The organism is Pseudomonas sp. S3_A09 (assembly GCF_054668065.1).
The window spans coordinates 2,591,832-2,607,063 of sequence record NZ_CP162752.1; the positions used below are offsets into that span (position 1 = coordinate 2,591,832).

At 62.1% G+C, this 15,232-nt stretch carries 15 protein-coding genes; 8 read left to right on the forward strand and 7 right to left on the reverse strand.

Annotated features, from left to right (window positions below; genetic code table 11):
- Positions 1 to 18 precede the first annotated feature (18 nt).
- The 3 genes from rsmB to def all read right to left on the reverse strand — a co-directional run bounded on the left by rsmB (position 19) and on the right by def (position 2,854).
- A complete protein-coding gene (gene rsmB, locus AB4N92_RS12280; protein WP_044286387.1) occupies positions 19 to 1,329 on the reverse strand; it encodes a 16S rRNA (cytosine(967)-C(5))-methyltransferase RsmB in 1,311 nt (436 codons plus the stop codon).
- Positions 1,326 to 2,279, reverse strand: coding sequence for a methionyl-tRNA formyltransferase (gene fmt / locus AB4N92_RS12285; protein WP_021491426.1), 954 nt, complete (start codon positions 2,277 to 2,279; stop codon positions 1,326 to 1,328). The genes rsmB and fmt overlap by 4 nt, the downstream gene beginning before the upstream one ends.
- Positions 2,280 to 2,347: 68 nt before the next feature.
- Positions 2,348 to 2,854, reverse strand: coding sequence for a peptide deformylase (def, locus tag AB4N92_RS12290; RefSeq protein WP_010207739.1), 507 nt, complete (start codon positions 2,852 to 2,854; stop codon positions 2,348 to 2,350).
- 135 nt (positions 2,855 to 2,989) lie between these two features.
- On the opposite strand from def, the gene AB4N92_RS12295 reads away from it, so the two are divergent.
- From AB4N92_RS12295 to AB4N92_RS12305, 3 genes are all read left to right on the forward strand, one after another.
- Positions 2,990 to 3,766, forward strand: coding sequence for a hypothetical protein (locus tag AB4N92_RS12295; RefSeq protein ID WP_042571106.1), 777 nt, complete (start codon positions 2,990 to 2,992; stop codon positions 3,764 to 3,766).
- Positions 3,767 to 3,829: 63 nt separating this feature from the next.
- The gene (gene dprA / locus AB4N92_RS12300; protein ID WP_047542377.1) at positions 3,830 to 4,924 is read left to right on the forward strand and encodes a DNA-processing protein DprA; all 1,095 of its coding nucleotides are present in this window, start codon (positions 3,830 to 3,832) and stop codon (positions 4,922 to 4,924) included.
- Positions 4,925 to 4,978: 54 nt separating this feature from the next.
- The gene (locus AB4N92_RS12305) at positions 4,979 to 5,536 is read left to right on the forward strand and encodes an L-threonylcarbamoyladenylate synthase type 1 TsaC (protein ID WP_010207742.1); all 558 of its coding nucleotides are present in this window, start codon (positions 4,979 to 4,981) and stop codon (positions 5,534 to 5,536) included.
- A gap of 130 nt (positions 5,537 to 5,666) precedes the next feature.
- On the opposite strand, the gene AB4N92_RS12310 is transcribed toward AB4N92_RS12305, so the two are convergent.
- Positions 5,667 to 6,644, reverse strand: coding sequence for a quinone oxidoreductase family protein (locus tag AB4N92_RS12310; RefSeq protein ID WP_198581247.1), 978 nt, complete (start codon positions 6,642 to 6,644; stop codon positions 5,667 to 5,669).
- A gap of 159 nt (positions 6,645 to 6,803) precedes the next feature.
- Between AB4N92_RS12310 and hemF the strand changes: the two genes are divergently transcribed.
- The gene (gene hemF / locus AB4N92_RS12315; RefSeq protein WP_010207746.1) at positions 6,804 to 7,736 is read left to right on the forward strand and encodes an oxygen-dependent coproporphyrinogen oxidase; all 933 of its coding nucleotides are present in this window, start codon (positions 6,804 to 6,806) and stop codon (positions 7,734 to 7,736) included.
- On the forward strand, positions 7,736 to 8,554 hold the full coding sequence (gene aroE, locus AB4N92_RS12320; protein WP_010207747.1) for a shikimate dehydrogenase: 819 nt from the start codon (positions 7,736 to 7,738) through the stop codon (positions 8,552 to 8,554). Before hemF ends, aroE begins: the two co-directional genes overlap by 1 nt.
- 36 nt (positions 8,555 to 8,590) lie before the next feature.
- Here aroE and AB4N92_RS12325 read toward each other — a convergent pair whose 3' ends face one another.
- The 3 genes from AB4N92_RS12325 to betC all read right to left on the reverse strand — a co-directional run bounded on the left by AB4N92_RS12325 (position 8,591) and on the right by betC (position 12,761).
- The gene (locus AB4N92_RS12325) at positions 8,591 to 10,183 is read right to left on the reverse strand and encodes a SulP family inorganic anion transporter (protein ID WP_154973722.1); all 1,593 of its coding nucleotides are present in this window, start codon (positions 10,181 to 10,183) and stop codon (positions 8,591 to 8,593) included.
- Positions 10,184 to 10,316: 133 nt separating this feature from the next.
- Positions 10,317 to 11,231: a choline ABC transporter substrate-binding protein gene (choX, locus tag AB4N92_RS12330; protein WP_010207749.1), complete on the reverse strand. Its 915-nt coding sequence runs from the start codon at positions 11,229 to 11,231 to the stop codon at positions 10,317 to 10,319.
- Positions 11,232 to 11,246: 15 nt separating this feature from the next.
- Positions 11,247 to 12,761 carry a choline-sulfatase gene (gene betC, locus AB4N92_RS12335; protein ID WP_021491420.1) on the reverse strand — a complete coding sequence of 505 codons (1,515 nt, stop codon included), beginning with the start codon at positions 12,759 to 12,761 and terminating at the stop codon, positions 11,247 to 11,249.
- Between the two features lie 103 nt (positions 12,762 to 12,864).
- Between betC and AB4N92_RS12340 the strand changes: the two genes are divergently transcribed.
- The 3 genes from AB4N92_RS12340 (at position 12,865) to AB4N92_RS12350 (ending at position 15,232) form a co-directional block, all read left to right on the forward strand.
- A complete protein-coding gene (locus AB4N92_RS12340) occupies positions 12,865 to 13,815 on the forward strand; it encodes a choline sulfate utilization transcriptional regulator (protein WP_010207751.1) in 951 nt (316 codons plus the stop codon).
- 31 nt (positions 13,816 to 13,846) lie between these two features.
- Entirely contained in the window at positions 13,847 to 14,176 is a 330-nt protein-coding gene (locus AB4N92_RS12345) for a DOPA 4,5-dioxygenase family protein (RefSeq protein WP_010207752.1), read from the forward strand.
- Positions 14,177 to 14,272: 96 nt separating this feature from the next.
- Entirely contained in the window at positions 14,273 to 15,232 is a 960-nt protein-coding gene (locus AB4N92_RS12350) for a 2-dehydro-3-deoxygalactonokinase (RefSeq protein WP_236266990.1), read from the forward strand.

Genomic DNA, 15,232 nt, shown 5'->3' on the forward strand with positions numbered 1-15,232 from the left:
GTCACTCCCTTAAATCATTCAGCCGCGCGCGGCGGCGATCTTGATCAGTTTGGCGTAGTAGAAGCCATCGTGTCCGCCTTCTTGCGCAAGCAATTGGCGGCCGTGGGGCTGCCTGATGCCGGCCGTGGTGGCGAGGTCCAGCTCCCGCGCGCCGCTGGTGCGGGCGAGGAAGGCTTCGATCACCTCGGTGTTCTCTGTCGGTAAGGTCGAACAGGTGGCGTAGAGCAGGATGCCGCCGACTTCCAGGGTGGGCCACAGGGCGTCGAGCAACTCGCCCTGCAGCACGGCCAAGGCGGCGATGTCGTCGGGTTGGCGGGTGAGCTTGATGTCCGGGTGGCGGCGGATCACGCCTGTGGCGGAGCACGGCGCATCGAGCAGGATGCGCTGGAACGGTTTGCCGTCCCACCACGTGGCGGTGTCACGACCGTCGGCCGCGATCAGCTCGGCGCTGAGGCCCAGGCGAGCCAGGTTCTCGCGCACGCGCACCAGGCGCTTGGCTTCCAGGTCGACGGCAACTACACCGACCAGGTCTTTTTCGACTTCCAGGATGTGACACGTCTTACCGCCCGGCGCGCAACAGGCGTCGAGTACGCGTTGGCCCGGTGCAAGGTCGAGCAGGTCGGCAGCCAGTTGCGCGGCTTCGTCCTGCACGCTGATCCAGCCCTCGGCAAATCCCGGCAGGCCGCGCACATCAGTGGCGGCTTCGAGCACGATGCCGTCGACGCTGTACACGCACGGCGTGGCGCCGATACCTGCGTCGGTGAGCAATTGCAGGTAGGCGTCACGGCTGTGATGACGACGGTTGACCCGCAGGATCATCGGCGGGTGCGCATTGTTCGCTGCGCAAATGGCTTCCCATTGCTCCGGCCAGAACGCCTTCAGGGACTTTTGCAGCCAGCGCGGGTGGGCGGTGCGCACCACCGGGTCGTGCTCCAGTTCAGCCAGCAGTGCTTCGCTTTCGCGCTGGGCGCGGCGCAGCACGGCGTTGAGCAGGGCCTTGGCCCAGGGTTTTTTCAGCTTGTCGGCGCAACCGACCGTTTCGCCGATAGCGGCGTGGGCGGGCACGCGGGTGTAGAGCAGTTGATAGAGGCCGACCAGCAGCAGCGCCTCGACATCCGCGTCGGCCGCCTTGAACGGCTTCTGCAGCAACGTGGCTGCCAGCGCCGACAAGCGTGGTTGCCAGCGCGCTGTGCCAAAGGCCAGGTCCTGGGTAAAACCGCGATCGCGGTCTTCGACCTTGTCCAGTTGGGTGGGCAACGAACTGTTCAACGACGCCTTGCCGCTGAGGACGGCGGCGAGAGCCTTGGCGGCGGCCAGACGTGGGTTCATTGGGCTACCACCCCAAGGACCGTGCCCAAGGCAAATTTCTCACGGCGGCTGTTGAACAAATCGCTGAAATTGAGCGCCTTGCCACCGGGTAATTGCAGACGGGTCAGACACAATGCCTGTTCACCGCAGGCGACCACTAGGCCGTCCTTGCTGGCGCCGATGATTTCACCGGGCGCGCCTTTGCCTTCGGCCAGGGTCGCGGCCAGCACTTTCAAGGCTTCGCCGTTAAGCGTGCTGTGGCAGATCGGCCATGGGTTGAAGGCGCGCACCAGGCGTTCAAGCTCCACGGCCGGGCGGCGCCAGTCGATGCGCGCTTCGTCTTTGTTCAGTTTGTGGGCGTAGGTGGCCAGGCTGTCGTCCTGCACGTCGCCTTGCAGGGTGCCAGCAGCCAGACCGGCGATGGCCTGGATTACAGCCGGTGGGCCCAGCTCGGCAAGGCGGTCGTGCAGGCTGCCGCCGGTGTCTTGGGCGGTGATCGAGGTGGTGACTTTCAGCAGCATCGGGCCGGTGTCCAGGCCTGCTTCCATGCGCATCACGGTCACGCCGCTTTCGCTGTCGCCGGCTTCCACGGCGCGCTGGATCGGCGCCGCACCGCGCCAGCGAGGCAGCAGCGAGGCGTGGCTGTTGATGCAGCCCAGACGGGGGATATCCAGCACGACTTGCGGCAGGATCAAGCCATAGGCCACTACTACCAACAGGTCCGGCTTCAGCGCCGCCAGTTCTGCCTGGGCTTCGGCGTTGCGTAGGGTCGGCGGTTGCAGCACAGGGATGTCGTGTTCCAGCGCCAGCTGTTTGACCGGGCTCGGCATCAGTTTTTGCCCACGACCGGCCGGGCGATCCGGCTGGGTGTATACCGCGACGATGTCATAAGGGCTGGCAAGCAGGGCCTTGAGGTGTTCGGCGGCAAATTCAGGAGTGCCGGCAAAAACTATGCGCAGTGGCTCGGTCATGGGAGGTCTCGGTTAAAAGCAGTCACAAAGAAAAAGGCTTGCCGCAGCAAGCCTTTGGAAGGAGGGCATCAAGCTTGCTGGCGATGCTTTTTTTCCAGCTTCTTCTTGATCCGGTCGCGCTTGAGCGTGGACAGGTAATCGACAAACAGCTTGCCGTTGAGGTGGTCGCATTCGTGCTGGATGCACACCGCCAGCAGGCCTTCGGCAATCAGCTCGAACGGCTTGCCGTCGCGGTCCAGGGCCTTGATCTTCACGCGCAGCGGGCGCTCGACGTTCTCGTAGAACTCCGGCACAGAAAGGCAGCCTTCCTGGTATTCGCCCATCTCGTCGGTCAGCGGTTCGAACTCCGGGTTGATGTACACCTTCGGTTCGCTGCGATCTTCCGACAGGTCCATGACCACGACGCGCAGGTGCACGTTGACCTGGGTCGCGGCGAGGCCGATACCCGGGGCTTCATACATTGTTTCAAACATGTCATCGACCAACTGACGAACCTTGTCGTCCACTACGGCCACCGGTTTGGCGATCGTGCGCAGGCGCGAGTCGGGGAATTCGAGGATGTTCAAAATAGCCATAAGCGTAATTGCTGCACATGTGAGGTAGAGGCAAATCGGCGTTGGGATGGACCCACACGACCGGTGTGAAACCCTTAAAAGCCGCTAAGGCCCAGGCATTTCACGCGAACGCACATAATAAAGGAGATTCACCCTATGAGGAAATCGCTACTCGTCTTGCTGCTGTGGGCCCCGTTTTCCATGGCCCTGCTACCCCAGCCCATCCAGCGTCTGGACCCACCGACACAACACGCTATCCAGCGCTTCCTGCTGCATAACCGCATTCTCGATACACCCCAGGACCTGGACAACGCGCCCTACATCGTCGCTGCCGATGCTGGCCGCGTGCTTGGCGCCAATGGCGAGCGGGTCCACGCCAGGGGCGACCTGGAGCCTTCCCAGCCGAATTACGGCATATTCCGACGTGGCAAGGTCTACACCGACCCGCAGACCCGAGAGCTACTGGGGATCAACGCCGACGACATTGGCACCGCCCGTTTCGTCACGGCGGGCGACCTCACCACCCTCGCTGTGCAGCGTGTCACCCAGGAGGTGCGTCCCGGTGACCGCTTGCTGCGTGCGCAAACACCCGTCGACCCGGCAGCCTTTGCCGTCACGCCAGCAACGCGCTTTATCAAAGGGCAGATCATCGATATCCCCAAGGGCGTGACCCAGATCGGCGTGCTGGATGCCGTAACCCTGAATAAAGGCCGTCGTGACGGCCTGGTCGAAGGCCAACTGCTCAGCGTAATCAAGGCTGGCGCCACGGTACGCGACAGTCTGACGGGCACGCCGACCCAACTCCCTGATGAACGCGCCGGCACACTGTTGGTGTTTCGCACCTACGAAAAACTCAGTTACGGCCTGGTCCTCAATGCCTCACGGCCCCTGGCCGTAATGGACCGTTTCGAGACTGCCCATCAAACGCAATAAATAGCCTGCTAAATAAGTTACCAACAGAGTTATCCACAGCTTGTTCCGGTCAAGGATGATCAGATGTATCCGACAAAAAACCACGAAATCTCCCCCTCAGAACTGGAAGCGCGTCTACGCTTGCACAGGCTGCCGGAACTGGGTCCGAAGCGTTTTCGCTTGTTGATCGAGGCGTTCGGCTCTGCCTCAAAAGCCATCAGTGCGCCTGCCAGTGCCTGGCGTTCGCTCGGGTTGCCTTCCATCAGCGCCGATGCCCGACGCAGTCATGAAATCCGCGACGGTGCGAGCGACGCATTGGCCTGGCTGGCGCGTCCGGCCCAGCAATTGCTGATGTGGGACCAGCCGGACTACCCCGCACTGCTTGCCCAGATCGATGATGCGCCGCCACTGTTATTCGTCGCCGGTGACCCTTCGATCCTGGAAAAACCGCAACTGGCGATAGTCGGCAGTCGTCGTGCATCGCGCCCCGGCATGGACACGGCGGCAGCGTTTTCACGCAGTCTGGCGAGCGCCGGTTTTGTCATCACCAGCGGCCTTGCGCTGGGCATTGACGGTGCAGCCCATCAGGCGGCATTGGATGTGGGCGGCCAGACAATCGGCGTGCTCGGCACAGGGCTTGAAAATTTTTATCCACAGCGCCACCGGCGGCTGGCGGCGGCGATGATTGACCAAGGCAGCGCCGTGGTTTCCGAGTTCCCCCTGGACGCGCCGCCCCAAGCGGGTAACTTCCCCCGACGCAATCGGATCATCAGCGGGCTGTCCCTGGGGGTGTTGGTGGTGGAAGCCAGCATGGCCAGCGGTTCGCTGATTACCGCGAAACTGGCGGCCGAGCAGGGGCGCGAGGTGTATGCGATCCCGGGCTCAATCCATCATCCCGGCGCCAAGGGCTGTCACCAGTTGATCCGCGATGGCGCGGTGCTAGTGGAAACTATCGAGCACATCCTGGAAGGGTTGCGTGGCTGGCAGGCATTGTCTCGCCCGGCGCCGATGCCGGTGGTCCACCCGCTGGTGGCGCTGCTGCACGCGGCGCCCCACTCCAGTGAAGCCCTGGCGATTGCCAGCGCAAGGCCGTTGTCCCAAGTGCTGGCGACCCTGACGGAGCTTGAGCTGGAAGGCCAGGTCATCTGCGAGAGCGGGCGCTGGCTTGCGCGCCGCTAGGTTTTGTAAAGAAGATCGGTAAACTGAGCAGAGCTTTAGTCTGGAGAGTGAACAATGGTCAACCGGTGGCGTGTGCTGGAAACCGCACGAGAAATTCGCGCAGGCGCGGTGATTGCCTATCCAACCGAAGCGGTTTGGGGCTTGGGCTGCGACCCGTGGAACGAAGAAGCAGTGGACCGTTTGCTCGCCATCAAGAACCGTTCGGTGGACAAGGGCCTGATCCTGGTGGCGGACAACATCCGTCAGTTCGACTTTCTGTTCGAAGATTTCCCACAGGACTGGATCGACCGCATGGCCAGTACCTGGCCAGGGCCGAATACTTGGTTGGTGCCCCATCAGGACTTGTTGCCGGAATGGGTCACGGGGGTGCACGACACCGTGGCGCTGCGGGTGACTGACCATCCGCTGGTGCGGGACCTGTGTTCGCTGGTAGGGCCGCTGATTTCCACATCGGCCAACCCGCAGGGCCGTCCGGCGGCGCGCTCGCGGATTCGCGTGGAGCAATACTTCCGTGGCCAGGTGGACCTGGTGTTGGGTGGCGCCCTGGGTGGGCGCAAGAACCCGAGCCTGATTCGTGATCTGGTGACGGGTGAGGTGGTGCGGCCCTCCTGAGACCGAGTCGTGGCCTTCGCGAGCAAGCCCGCTCCCCCGTTCGATCGAGTTCCTCCAGTGGGAATCCGATCAACATCTGGGAGCGGGCTTGCTCGCGAAGAGGCCTCACTGACCCCGGAGAGCTGTAGCCTTATGGCAGGAGAATGGTCGAACCGGTAGTCCGCCGCCCCGACAACTCGGTCTGCGCTTTGGCCGCATCCGCCAGCGCATACCGCTGGTTGATATCAATGCGCACCTTGCCGCTCTTGATCATCGAGAACAAGTCATCCGCCATCGCCTGCAGGTTATGTGGGTTGTTGGCGTAGGTCGCCAGGGTCGGCCGAGTGACGTAGAGCGAGCCCTTGGCTGACAGAATCCCCAGGTTCACCCCATCCACCGCGCCCGACGCATTACCGAAACTTACCACCAGCCCACGCGGCGCCACGCTGTCCAACGAGGTCAACCAGGTGTCCTTGCCGACGCCGTCATACACCACCGGTACCTTTTTACCGTCGGTCAATTCCAGCACGCGCTGTGCGACGTTTTCCTTGCTGTAGTCGATGGTTTCCCAGGCGCCGAGGGATTTGGCCAGGGCGGCTTTTTCCGGCGAGCTCACGGTACCGATCAACTTCACACCCAGGGCCTTGGCCCATTGGCAGGCCAGCGAGCCCACACCACCGGCAGCGGCGTGGAACAGGATGGTTTCACCGGCCTTCACTTCATAGGTTTGGCGCAGCAGGTACTGCACGGTCAGGCCCTTGAGCATGGCGCCGGCGGCTTGTTCGAAGCTGATCTCGTCCGGCAGATGCACCAGATTTGCGGCGGGCAGCACGTGCAGTTGGCTGTAGGCACCCAATGGACCACTGCCGTAGGCCACACGGTCGCCAACCTTGAATTGGGTGACTTCGCTGCCGACCGCATCGACCACGCCGGCGCCTTCTGCGCCCAAACCCGATGGCAGGGCTGGCGGCGCGTACAGACCGCTGCGGAAATAGGTGTCGATGAAGTTCAGGCCGATCGCCTCGTTACGCACGCGCACTTGCTGCGGGCCAGGCTCCGCTGGGGTGTAGTCCACATACTCAAGCACTTCGGGACCGCCATGGGCGCTGAACTGGATACGTTTTGCCATCTGCCTTCTCCTTGGGTCGAACTCGCGTAGCCGCCTATCGAACTCCTAAGCTTGATCTTCGTCAACTGCGGCGCAACCGGGTGCAGTGGTATCCTGTGCGCCCATTTGCCGCCGACGCCCAATGGCCTCGCGTAGCTTTGCCCGATTCAAGGTGATGCCATGACTACCCGCACCGAGGCTGTAAAGGCCTACCTGCTTGACCTGCAAGACCGCATTTGCAGCGCCCTGGAAACCTTCGAGACGGACACTCGCTTTATCGAAGACGCCTGGACCCGGCCTGCCGGCGGCGGCGGTCGCACCCGTGTGATCGAAAACGGTTCGGTGATCGAAAAAGGCGGCGTCAACTTTTCCCACGTGTTTGGCAGCGGTCTGCCACCGTCCGCCAGCGCGCATCGGCCTGAGCTGGCCGGTCGTGGCTTTGAGGCCCTGGGTGTGTCGCTGGTGATCCACCCGCACAACCCCCACGTACCGACGTCCCACGCCAACGTGCGCTTTTTCATCGCTGAAAAAGAAGGCGAAGAACCGGTGTGGTGGTTCGGCGGCGGCTTCGACCTGACGCCTTACTACGGCAACGAAGACGATTGCATCCACTGGCACCGCGTGGCCGAACAGGCCTGTGCGCCGTTCGGGCCGGACGTGTATTCGCGCTACAAAGCCTGGTGCGACACCTACTTCCACATCAAGCACCGCAACGAACCGCGCGGTATTGGCGGCCTGTTCTTTGACGACCTGAACGAGTGGGACTTTGACACCTGCTTCGCCTTCATCCGCGCCATCGGTGACGCCTACATCGACGCCTACCTGCCGATCGTGCAGCGCCGCAAGTCCACCGCGTACACTGAGCAGCAGCGCGAATTCCAGGAATTCCGCCGCGGCCGCTACGTTGAATTCAACCTGGTCTACGACCGTGGCACCTTGTTCGGCCTGCAATCGGGCGGGCGCACCGAGTCGATCCTGATGTCGCTGCCGCCGCAAGTGCGCTGGAGCTACGACTGGAAGGCCGAAGCCGGCAGCGAAGAAGCGCGTCTCACCGACTACTTCCTGCAAGACCGTGACTGGCTGGGCCTTGCCGCGCCCAAGGCGGCTGTCTGATGGACCGCTATGTCGTGTTCGGCAACCCCATCGGCCACAGCAAGTCGCCGCTGATCCACCGGATGTTCGCCGAGCAGACGGGCGAGCAACTGGACTACAGCACCCTGCTGGCGCCATTGGAGGATTTCTCCGGCTGTGCTCGTGAGTTTTTTCAACAGGGTCGTGGCGCCAACGTCACTGTGCCGTTCAAGGAAGACGCTTACCGCCTGGCCAACAGCCTCACCGAACGCGCTCAACGTGCGGGTGCGGTGAACACCCTGAGCAAGCTGGCCGACGGCAGCCTGCTGGGCGATAACACTGACGGCGCCGGCCTGGTGCGCGACCTCACGGTCAATGCCGGCCTGAACCTGCAAGGCAAGCGCATCCTGTTGCTGGGCGCCGGCGGCGCGGTGCGCGGCGCATTGGAACCGTTGCTGGCCGAACAGCCTGCTTCGCTGATCATCGCCAACCGCACCGTGGAAAAGGCCGAAATGCTCGCCGAGTTGTTCGACGATCTGGGCCCGGTGTCCGCCAGTGGTTTCGACTGGCTGCGTGAGCCGGTGGATGTGATCATCAACGCCACGTCCGCCAGCCTGTCAGGCGATGTACCGCCGATTGCCAGCAGCCTGATCGAACCGGGCAAGACGTTTTGCTACGACATGATGTACGCCAAGGAACCGACCGCGTTCTGCCGCTGGGCCACCGAGCATGGCGCATCCGTGGCGATGGATGGCCTGGGCATGCTGGTGGAGCAGGCGGCGGAAGCCTTCTACTTGTGGCGCGGTGTGCGTCCGGATTCTGCGCCGGTGCTGGCTGAGCTGCGCCGGCAGTTGGCTTGACGCTATTTGAGGTGGGCACGTCCAGCTCCCACAGCGTTAAGGGTGTTCAGTCTTGGCAATGGATGCTTGGAAATGGATGGGGCAATTGTCGGCCCCTTCCAGCTTCCTCAACTCCTCCACCACCTGCGGCCTGGCCCGGCGCAGCGTCAGACTGCGTCCCAACCCACGCAAGCGCCGCGCCTCCTGGTGCAGCATCTCCACCCCGGAATAGTCGATAAAGTTGATCTGCTGCGCCTCGATCACCACCCGTTTGCCCTGCAGGCTTTGCAGGCGCACTTGCAGGTAGTGGCTGGCGCCGAAAAAGATCGAACCGCCCACGCGCAGCACGTCCTCATCGCCATCGCGCCATTGCTGGACACGTGGCTGCGAAGTGCGCTTGAGGTAGAAAAACAGTGACGCCAGCACCCCGGCGTAAATCGCTGTTTGCAGCTCCAGCAGCAAGGTGGCGACGCAGGTCAGGCTCATCACCACAAACTCGGCGCGACTGACGCGGAATAACGCCCGAATACCGCGACGGTCCACCAGCCCCCAACTGATAAGCAAGATGCTCGCCGCCATGCTCGGGATCGGAATATGGGCGATCAGCGCCGCGCCAAACAGTGCAAACAGCGCCACCCATAAGGCAGAAAACACGCCAGCCAACGGCGAACAGGCGCCCGCCTCATAACTGAGGCCGGAGCGGGTAAAGGAGCCGGCTGACAGATACCCGGAGAAAAATCCGCCCACGATGTTGGAAAAACCCTGCGCACGGATTTCCTGGTTGGCATCGAGCAATTGCTGCGAGCGCACTGACAGTGAACGGGCAATCGACAGGCTGGTGACCAGCCCCAGCATGCCCACCGCCACGGCGCTCGGCAGCAGACGCAGGATCACGTCCAGGTCCATTGGCAACGGGCTGAACGGCGGCAGCTTGCCGATAAAGGAACTGACCAGCGCCACATGCCCGAACATTGCCGGCCACAACCAGGTGACCAGGCTGCCCAGCGTCAGGGCGATCAACAGGGTCGGCCAGCGCGGTACGAGGTATTTGAGCAACGCACCCACCAGCAAGGTACCGAGCCCGAGAATGACGGACGCAGGGTCCCATTCGCCGCTGTGATGGATCAGTGTCAGCAGGTTGTTGATCGCCGTGGCCTGGCTCGGCAAATCCAGCCCCAGCAGATTGGGCAGTTGCCCGAGCGCAATCACCACAGCGGCTCCCAGGGTGAAACCGAGCACCACTGAATGGGAGACAAAATTCACCAGCGCACCAAAGCGCAGCATGCCCAGCAGCCACTGGAAAACACCGGCGAGAAAGGTGAGCAACAGGATCAGGGTGATGTAGTCCTGCGACCCCGGCACGGCCAGCGGGCTGACGCTGGCATAGAGCACAATGGAAATCGCCGCTGTGGGGCCGCAGATCAAATGCCAGGAGGAACCCCAGAGGCAGGCGATCAGCACCGGGATGATCGCGGCGTACAGGCCGTATTCGGGTGGCAGGCCGGCGATCAGCGCGTAGGCAATAGACTGTGGCAAGGCGAGCACTGCGCCGCTGAGGCCCACCATCGCATCTCGGCCGACGCTGGCGCGGGTCTGGCGCGGGAGCCAGGCGAGGAAGGGGAAAAGTGTATGGCGGTTGGGCCAGGGCATCGGACTGCTCTAAATACTGTAGGAGCTGGCTTGCCAGCGAAGGTGGGTAACGATAACGCGGGTTGTGTGAAAAAACGCGGCGTTTTCGAGGGCTTCGCCGGCGAGCCGGCTCCTACAAAGGGTTGTGTATCGTTCAGAGTTTGGCTTTTACAGCGGCCAGCGCGTCCTTGCCATCCACGGTCTTCACGCCCTCCAGCCATTTATCCAACACCGCCGGATTGGCTTTGATCCAAGCTTTCGCCGCATCGGCATTGCTGACCTTGTTGTTGGCCACCTCGGCCATGATGCTGTTTTCCATTTCCTGGGTAAAACTCAGGTTGGTCAGCAGTTTTCCAACATTCGGGCAGGCCTGTGCGTAGCCCTTGCGGGTCAAGGTATACACGCTGCCGGTGTCACCAAAATATTTCTCGCCGCCTTTGAGGTAGCGCATTTTCAACTGCACGTTCATCGGATGCGGCGTCCAGCCGAGGAAGGTCACGAATTTCTGCTTCTTAACGGCCCGCGATACTTCGGCGAGCATCGCCTGTTCACTGGACTCCACCAGTTTCCACTGGCCCAGCTCGAAGTCGTTCTTCTTGATGATTTCCTGCAGGGAGATATTCGCCGGCGCGCCGGAGCCGATGCCGTAGATCTTCTTGTCGAACTTGTCGGCATAGTGGTTCAAGTCGGCAAAGTCATGCACCCCGGCATCCCATACGTAGTCGGGCACGGCGAGGGTGAACTCGGTGCCGTCGAGGTTTTTCGCCAGTTGAACCACGTCGCCATTGGCCACGAACTTGTCATAGAAGCCCTGCTGCGCCGGCATCCAGTTGCCCAGGAACACATCCACCTGGCCGTCCTTGAGCCCGCCAAAGGTGATCGGCACCGCCAGGGTGTCGACTTTGGGTTTGTAGCCCATGCCCGTCAGCAGAAAACCGGTGATGGCATTGGTGGCCGCGATATCGCTCCAGCCCGGATCGGCCATCTTTACCGTTTCACAACTGGCGTCGGCGTAAACATTGGCGCTTCCCAGCGCCAAGAGCCCCAGCATCACAGTTAACTTTTGCATGGCCTTCCCTCAGTGTTATTGGTTTTGGCAGGGTTGTGGATAACGTGCCTTGCGCTCCAGGTCGTCGAGGTCGATATGGTTGCGCATGTATTGCTGACTGGCGTCCACCAGTGGCTGGTGATCCCAGCTCTTCAGCTTGCCCTGGGTCAGTGCTTCAAACACCAGACGGCGGCGGCGTTGGCTGGCGAGCACCTGTTGGTGGATCGCCGGGATGTCCCATTTGGCCCGCGCCTCGTCCAGGAAGGCTGCAAACAGCGCCTGATGGTGTGGCGACTGGCTGAGGTCTTCCTGCTCCCGTGGGTCGTTGTGTACATCGAACAGTAGGCAAGGGTCGTCTTCGCTGTAGATGAATTTGTAGGCGCCCCGGCGAATCATCATCAGCGGGCTGATGGTGCCTTCGGCCATGTACTCGCCAAATACTTCGTCATGGCCGCCCTGCCCCTGTAAGTGCGGGACCAGTGAACGGCCGTCCAGCGGCAGGCGCGGATCCAACTCGCCGCCGGCCAGTTCCACCAGCGTTGGCAGCAGGTCGGCGGTGGACACGGCTTTGCTCACGCGGCCTGCTGCGAACTGCCCCGGCGCGCTGACCAGCAGCGGTACGCGGGCGGCCATTTCAAACCAGTGCATTTTGTACCAGAGGCCGCGCTCGCCGAGCATATCGCCGTGGTCGCCTGAGAACACGATGATGGTGTCGTCGGCCAGGCCGGTGTCTTCCAGGGTTTGCAGCAGCTTGCCGACGTTGCTGTCGATGTAACTGCAGGCGCCGAAGTAGGCACGGCGTGCATCGCGGATTTTGTCCACAGGCAGCGGCTTGTCCCACAGGTCGTAGACCTTGAGCAGGCGCTGGGAATGCGGATCGAGATCGCCTTGCGCAGGTGTTGTAGGCAAAGGTATATCGGCGTTGTCGTAGAGGTCCCAGAACGGTTTGGGAATGGTGTACGGGTCGTGGGGATGAGTCATCGACACCGTCAGGCAGAACGGCTGGTCGCCGTCCTCACGGATATGGTCGAACAGGTATTGCTGGGCCTTGAACACCACCTCTTCGTCGAAATCCAGCTGGTTGGTGCGCACGCACGGCCCGGCTTGCAGCACCGACGACATGTTGTGATACCAAGTGGGGCGGACGTCCGGCTCATCCCAGTTCACCGCCCAGCCATAGTCGGCGGGGTAGATGTCGCTGGTCAGGCGTTCTTCATAGCCATGCAACTGATCGGGGCCGCAGAAGTGCATCTTGCCCGACAGCGCTGTGCGATACCCGAGGCGGCGCAGGTAGTGGGCATAGGTCGGCACATCGGCGGGGAAATCGGCGGCATTGTCGTAGGCGCCGATCTTGCTCGGCAGTTGGCCAGTGACCAGGGTGAAGCGCGACGGCGCACACAACGGGCTGTTGCAATAGGCGGCATCGAACACCACGCCTTGCTCGGCGAGGCGACTCAGGTTGGGCAATTTGATAGGCGAAGAACCGTAGAACGGAAGCAACGGTGCGGCCATTTGATCGGCCATGATGAAAAGAATGTTCTTGCGCTTCATGATCTATCGGCATTCCATAGGCGGTGTTTATGCGAATGAGCATGCAGCCCATGAAAAGTGGGGTAAAGCCCATGAGAAGCAATGTCTAGGATAAGCACAGCTTATGTATGAAGCCCTCGGTGACCTGTCCCTCGATTTGCTGCGTGCCTTCGAAGCCGCCGCACGTCATCGCAGCTTTACCGCCGCCGCGATGGAATTGGGCACCACCCAACCGGCCATCAGCCAGCAGATCAAGCGCCTGGAAGAACAGTTGGCGATCCGCCTGTTTGACCGCATCTACCGAGGCATCGAATTGACCGACGCCGGCGCCCTGCTATTCGAGCACGTGCAAGGCGGGTTGCAGGGGATCAACCAGGGCCTGAGCCTCATCACCCAGCAGGACCAGCATGAAGTGCTGCAAGTCGCCACCGACTTCGCCTTCGCCGCCTATTGGCTGATGCCGCGCCTGCATCGCTTTCATAAGGCCAACCCGCAGGTCGATGTAAGCCTGGTGACCAGCGAGCGCAACCACGCCACCCTGCGTAGCGATATTGACGTGGCGGTGTTGTTTGGTGACGGCCGTTTCAAGCAGGGCGACAGCCTGTGGCTGTTCAACGAGGAGGTGTTCCCGGTGTGCAGTCCACAATGGCTCAAGGACCAGACCACGCCGCTGACTGTGCAAAATTTGCACGATTTCCCACTGTTGCACCTGCGCCAGGAAAACAACAGCCAGTGGTTCGACTGGAGCGGCGTGTTTCGCGAACTGGGCATCGCCAGTGCGCCGACGCCGGGCCAACTGCGTTTTGACAACTACACCCTGCTGATCCAAGCCGCGATTGCCGGCCAGGGCGTGGCCATCGGCTGGCGCCACTTGGTGGATAACCTGCTGGAGCAGGGTTGGTTGTGCCGACCGCTGAGCGACACCGTGATCTCGCGCTTCGGCTATTACGTGGTGCAACCCCAGCGCAAACGCAGGGGGCAGTTGGTCGAGCGCTTCGTCGAATGGTTGGTGGCGGAACAAGCCAGCAGCGCACAGTCGCTGACCGGGCTGGCCCTGCCGTCCATTGCGGTCTAGCATCTGGCGCATAGGGGATCCGGAGTCCGTCATGCAACGTATCAAGGGCTATCACGCCCATATCTACTTCGACGCGAGCACTATCGACCAAGCGCGCAGCCTGTGTGAAGACGCCGCCAAACTCTTCCCGCTGCGCATGGGCCGTGTGCACGAACGGCCGGTGGGACCGCACCCGGATTGGAGCTGCCAGCTGGCGTTCGATCCTGAATACATCGGTGTGGTGTTGCCGTGGTTGGTGATTCATCGCAACGGGCTGGTGGTTTTTTTGCACCCCGAAACCGGTGATGACCTAAAGGACCACACTGACTATGCCGTCTGGATGGGGGCGATGCGGGAGCTGAACCTGTCAGCCTTTTCTTAAATATTGTCCCTAAATATGGGATTGATATTTATATATTGAGACTTCCGCTCGCGTAGGTTTATATTCGCTGCATCCGCTCAGAACTCAGGTGAAGCGATGCAGGCGCAATTGATCGCGCTCGATTGGGGGACCAGCTCCCTTCGTGCTTATAAACTCGGCCTCGCAGGCGTGGTGCTGAAACAGCGCGCGCTGGCGTGGGGCATCATGCATTTGCCCAGCGAGCCCCGGGACATCGCCGGTGTGCGTTGCGGCAACGGCTTCGAGTTGGCGTTCGATGCGGCGTGCGGAGATTGGCTCGACGCCGAGCCGGGTTTGCCGGTGATCGCCTGTGGCATGGTCGGCAGCGCCCAGGGCTGGAGCGAAGCGGCCTACCGCCCTACCCCCGTCGATGTCGCCAGCCTCGGCCAAGCGCTGCATAAGGTGCGCAGCCTGCGTGGTGTGGACGTGCACATCGTGCCGGGCGTGATCGAGCAGGTCGGCTTGCCCAACGTGATGCGCGGCGAAGAAACCCAAGTGCTGGGTGTGCTGCAAGGGCTGGGCGCCGACATGTTGATCGGCCTGCCCGGCAGCCATTCCAAGTGGGTCGAGGTGGTCGAGGGCCGTATCACGCACTTCGATACCTTCATGACCGGCGAGGTGTTTGCGGTGTTGAGCAAGCACAGCATCCTCGGGCGTACCCAGCAACCCAGCGAGCGATTCCAGGCCGAAGCCTTCGACCGCGGCGTACACGTGGCGCGCTCCAATGACGGTCAGCGCGGCGTGTTGTCCACCTTGTTCAGCGCCCGCACCCTTGGGCTCACCGGCGAACTCGCCCCAGACCAGCAGCCCGACTACCTGTCCGGCTTGCTCATCGGACATGAACTCGCCGGCCTGCCCGACAGCGCCAAACACAAGCCGATCATCCTGGTCGGCGCCGCTCCTCTCTGCGCCCGTTATCAACGCGCCCTCGCCCTCTGCGGCTTTGCCCACGTCAGCCTGGCGCAGGAAGCTGCCGAGCGCGGCCTGTGGCAACTGGCCGTGGCGGCTGGGCTCACTCAACCTGTATTGGAGGCCTGA

What these genes read in the sequence shown, in the direction of transcription:
- rsmB (WP_044286387.1), bottom strand. Translation starts at nt 1,329, where the DNA reads ATGAACCCACGTCTGGCCGCCGCCAAGGCTCTCGCCGCCGTCCTCAGC.
- fmt (WP_021491426.1), bottom strand. Translation starts at nt 2,279, where the DNA reads ATGACCGAGCCACTGCGCATAGTTTTTGCCGGCACTCCTGAATTTGCC.
- def (WP_010207739.1), bottom strand. Translation starts at nt 2,854, where the DNA reads ATGGCTATTTTGAACATCCTCGAATTCCCCGACTCGCGCCTGCGCACG.
- AB4N92_RS12295 (WP_042571106.1), top strand. Translation starts at nt 2,990, where the DNA reads ATGAGGAAATCGCTACTCGTCTTGCTGCTGTGGGCCCCGTTTTCCATG.
- dprA (WP_047542377.1), top strand. Translation starts at nt 3,830, where the DNA reads ATGTATCCGACAAAAAACCACGAAATCTCCCCCTCAGAACTGGAAGCG.
- AB4N92_RS12305 (WP_010207742.1), top strand. Translation starts at nt 4,979, where the DNA reads ATGGTCAACCGGTGGCGTGTGCTGGAAACCGCACGAGAAATTCGCGCA.
- AB4N92_RS12310 (WP_198581247.1), bottom strand. Translation starts at nt 6,644, where the DNA reads ATGGCAAAACGTATCCAGTTCAGCGCCCATGGCGGTCCCGAAGTGCTT.
- hemF (WP_010207746.1), top strand. Translation starts at nt 6,804, where the DNA reads ATGACTACCCGCACCGAGGCTGTAAAGGCCTACCTGCTTGACCTGCAA.
- aroE (WP_010207747.1), top strand. Translation starts at nt 7,736, where the DNA reads ATGGACCGCTATGTCGTGTTCGGCAACCCCATCGGCCACAGCAAGTCG.
- AB4N92_RS12325 (WP_154973722.1), bottom strand. Translation starts at nt 10,183, where the DNA reads ATGCCCTGGCCCAACCGCCATACACTTTTCCCCTTCCTCGCCTGGCTC.
- choX (WP_010207749.1), bottom strand. Translation starts at nt 11,231, where the DNA reads ATGCAAAAGTTAACTGTGATGCTGGGGCTCTTGGCGCTGGGAAGCGCC.
- betC (WP_021491420.1), bottom strand. Translation starts at nt 12,761, where the DNA reads ATGAAGCGCAAGAACATTCTTTTCATCATGGCCGATCAAATGGCCGCA.
- AB4N92_RS12340 (WP_010207751.1), top strand. Translation starts at nt 12,865, where the DNA reads ATGTATGAAGCCCTCGGTGACCTGTCCCTCGATTTGCTGCGTGCCTTC.
- AB4N92_RS12345 (WP_010207752.1), top strand. Translation starts at nt 13,847, where the DNA reads ATGCAACGTATCAAGGGCTATCACGCCCATATCTACTTCGACGCGAGC.
- AB4N92_RS12350 (WP_236266990.1), top strand. Translation starts at nt 14,273, where the DNA reads ATGCAGGCGCAATTGATCGCGCTCGATTGGGGGACCAGCTCCCTTCGT.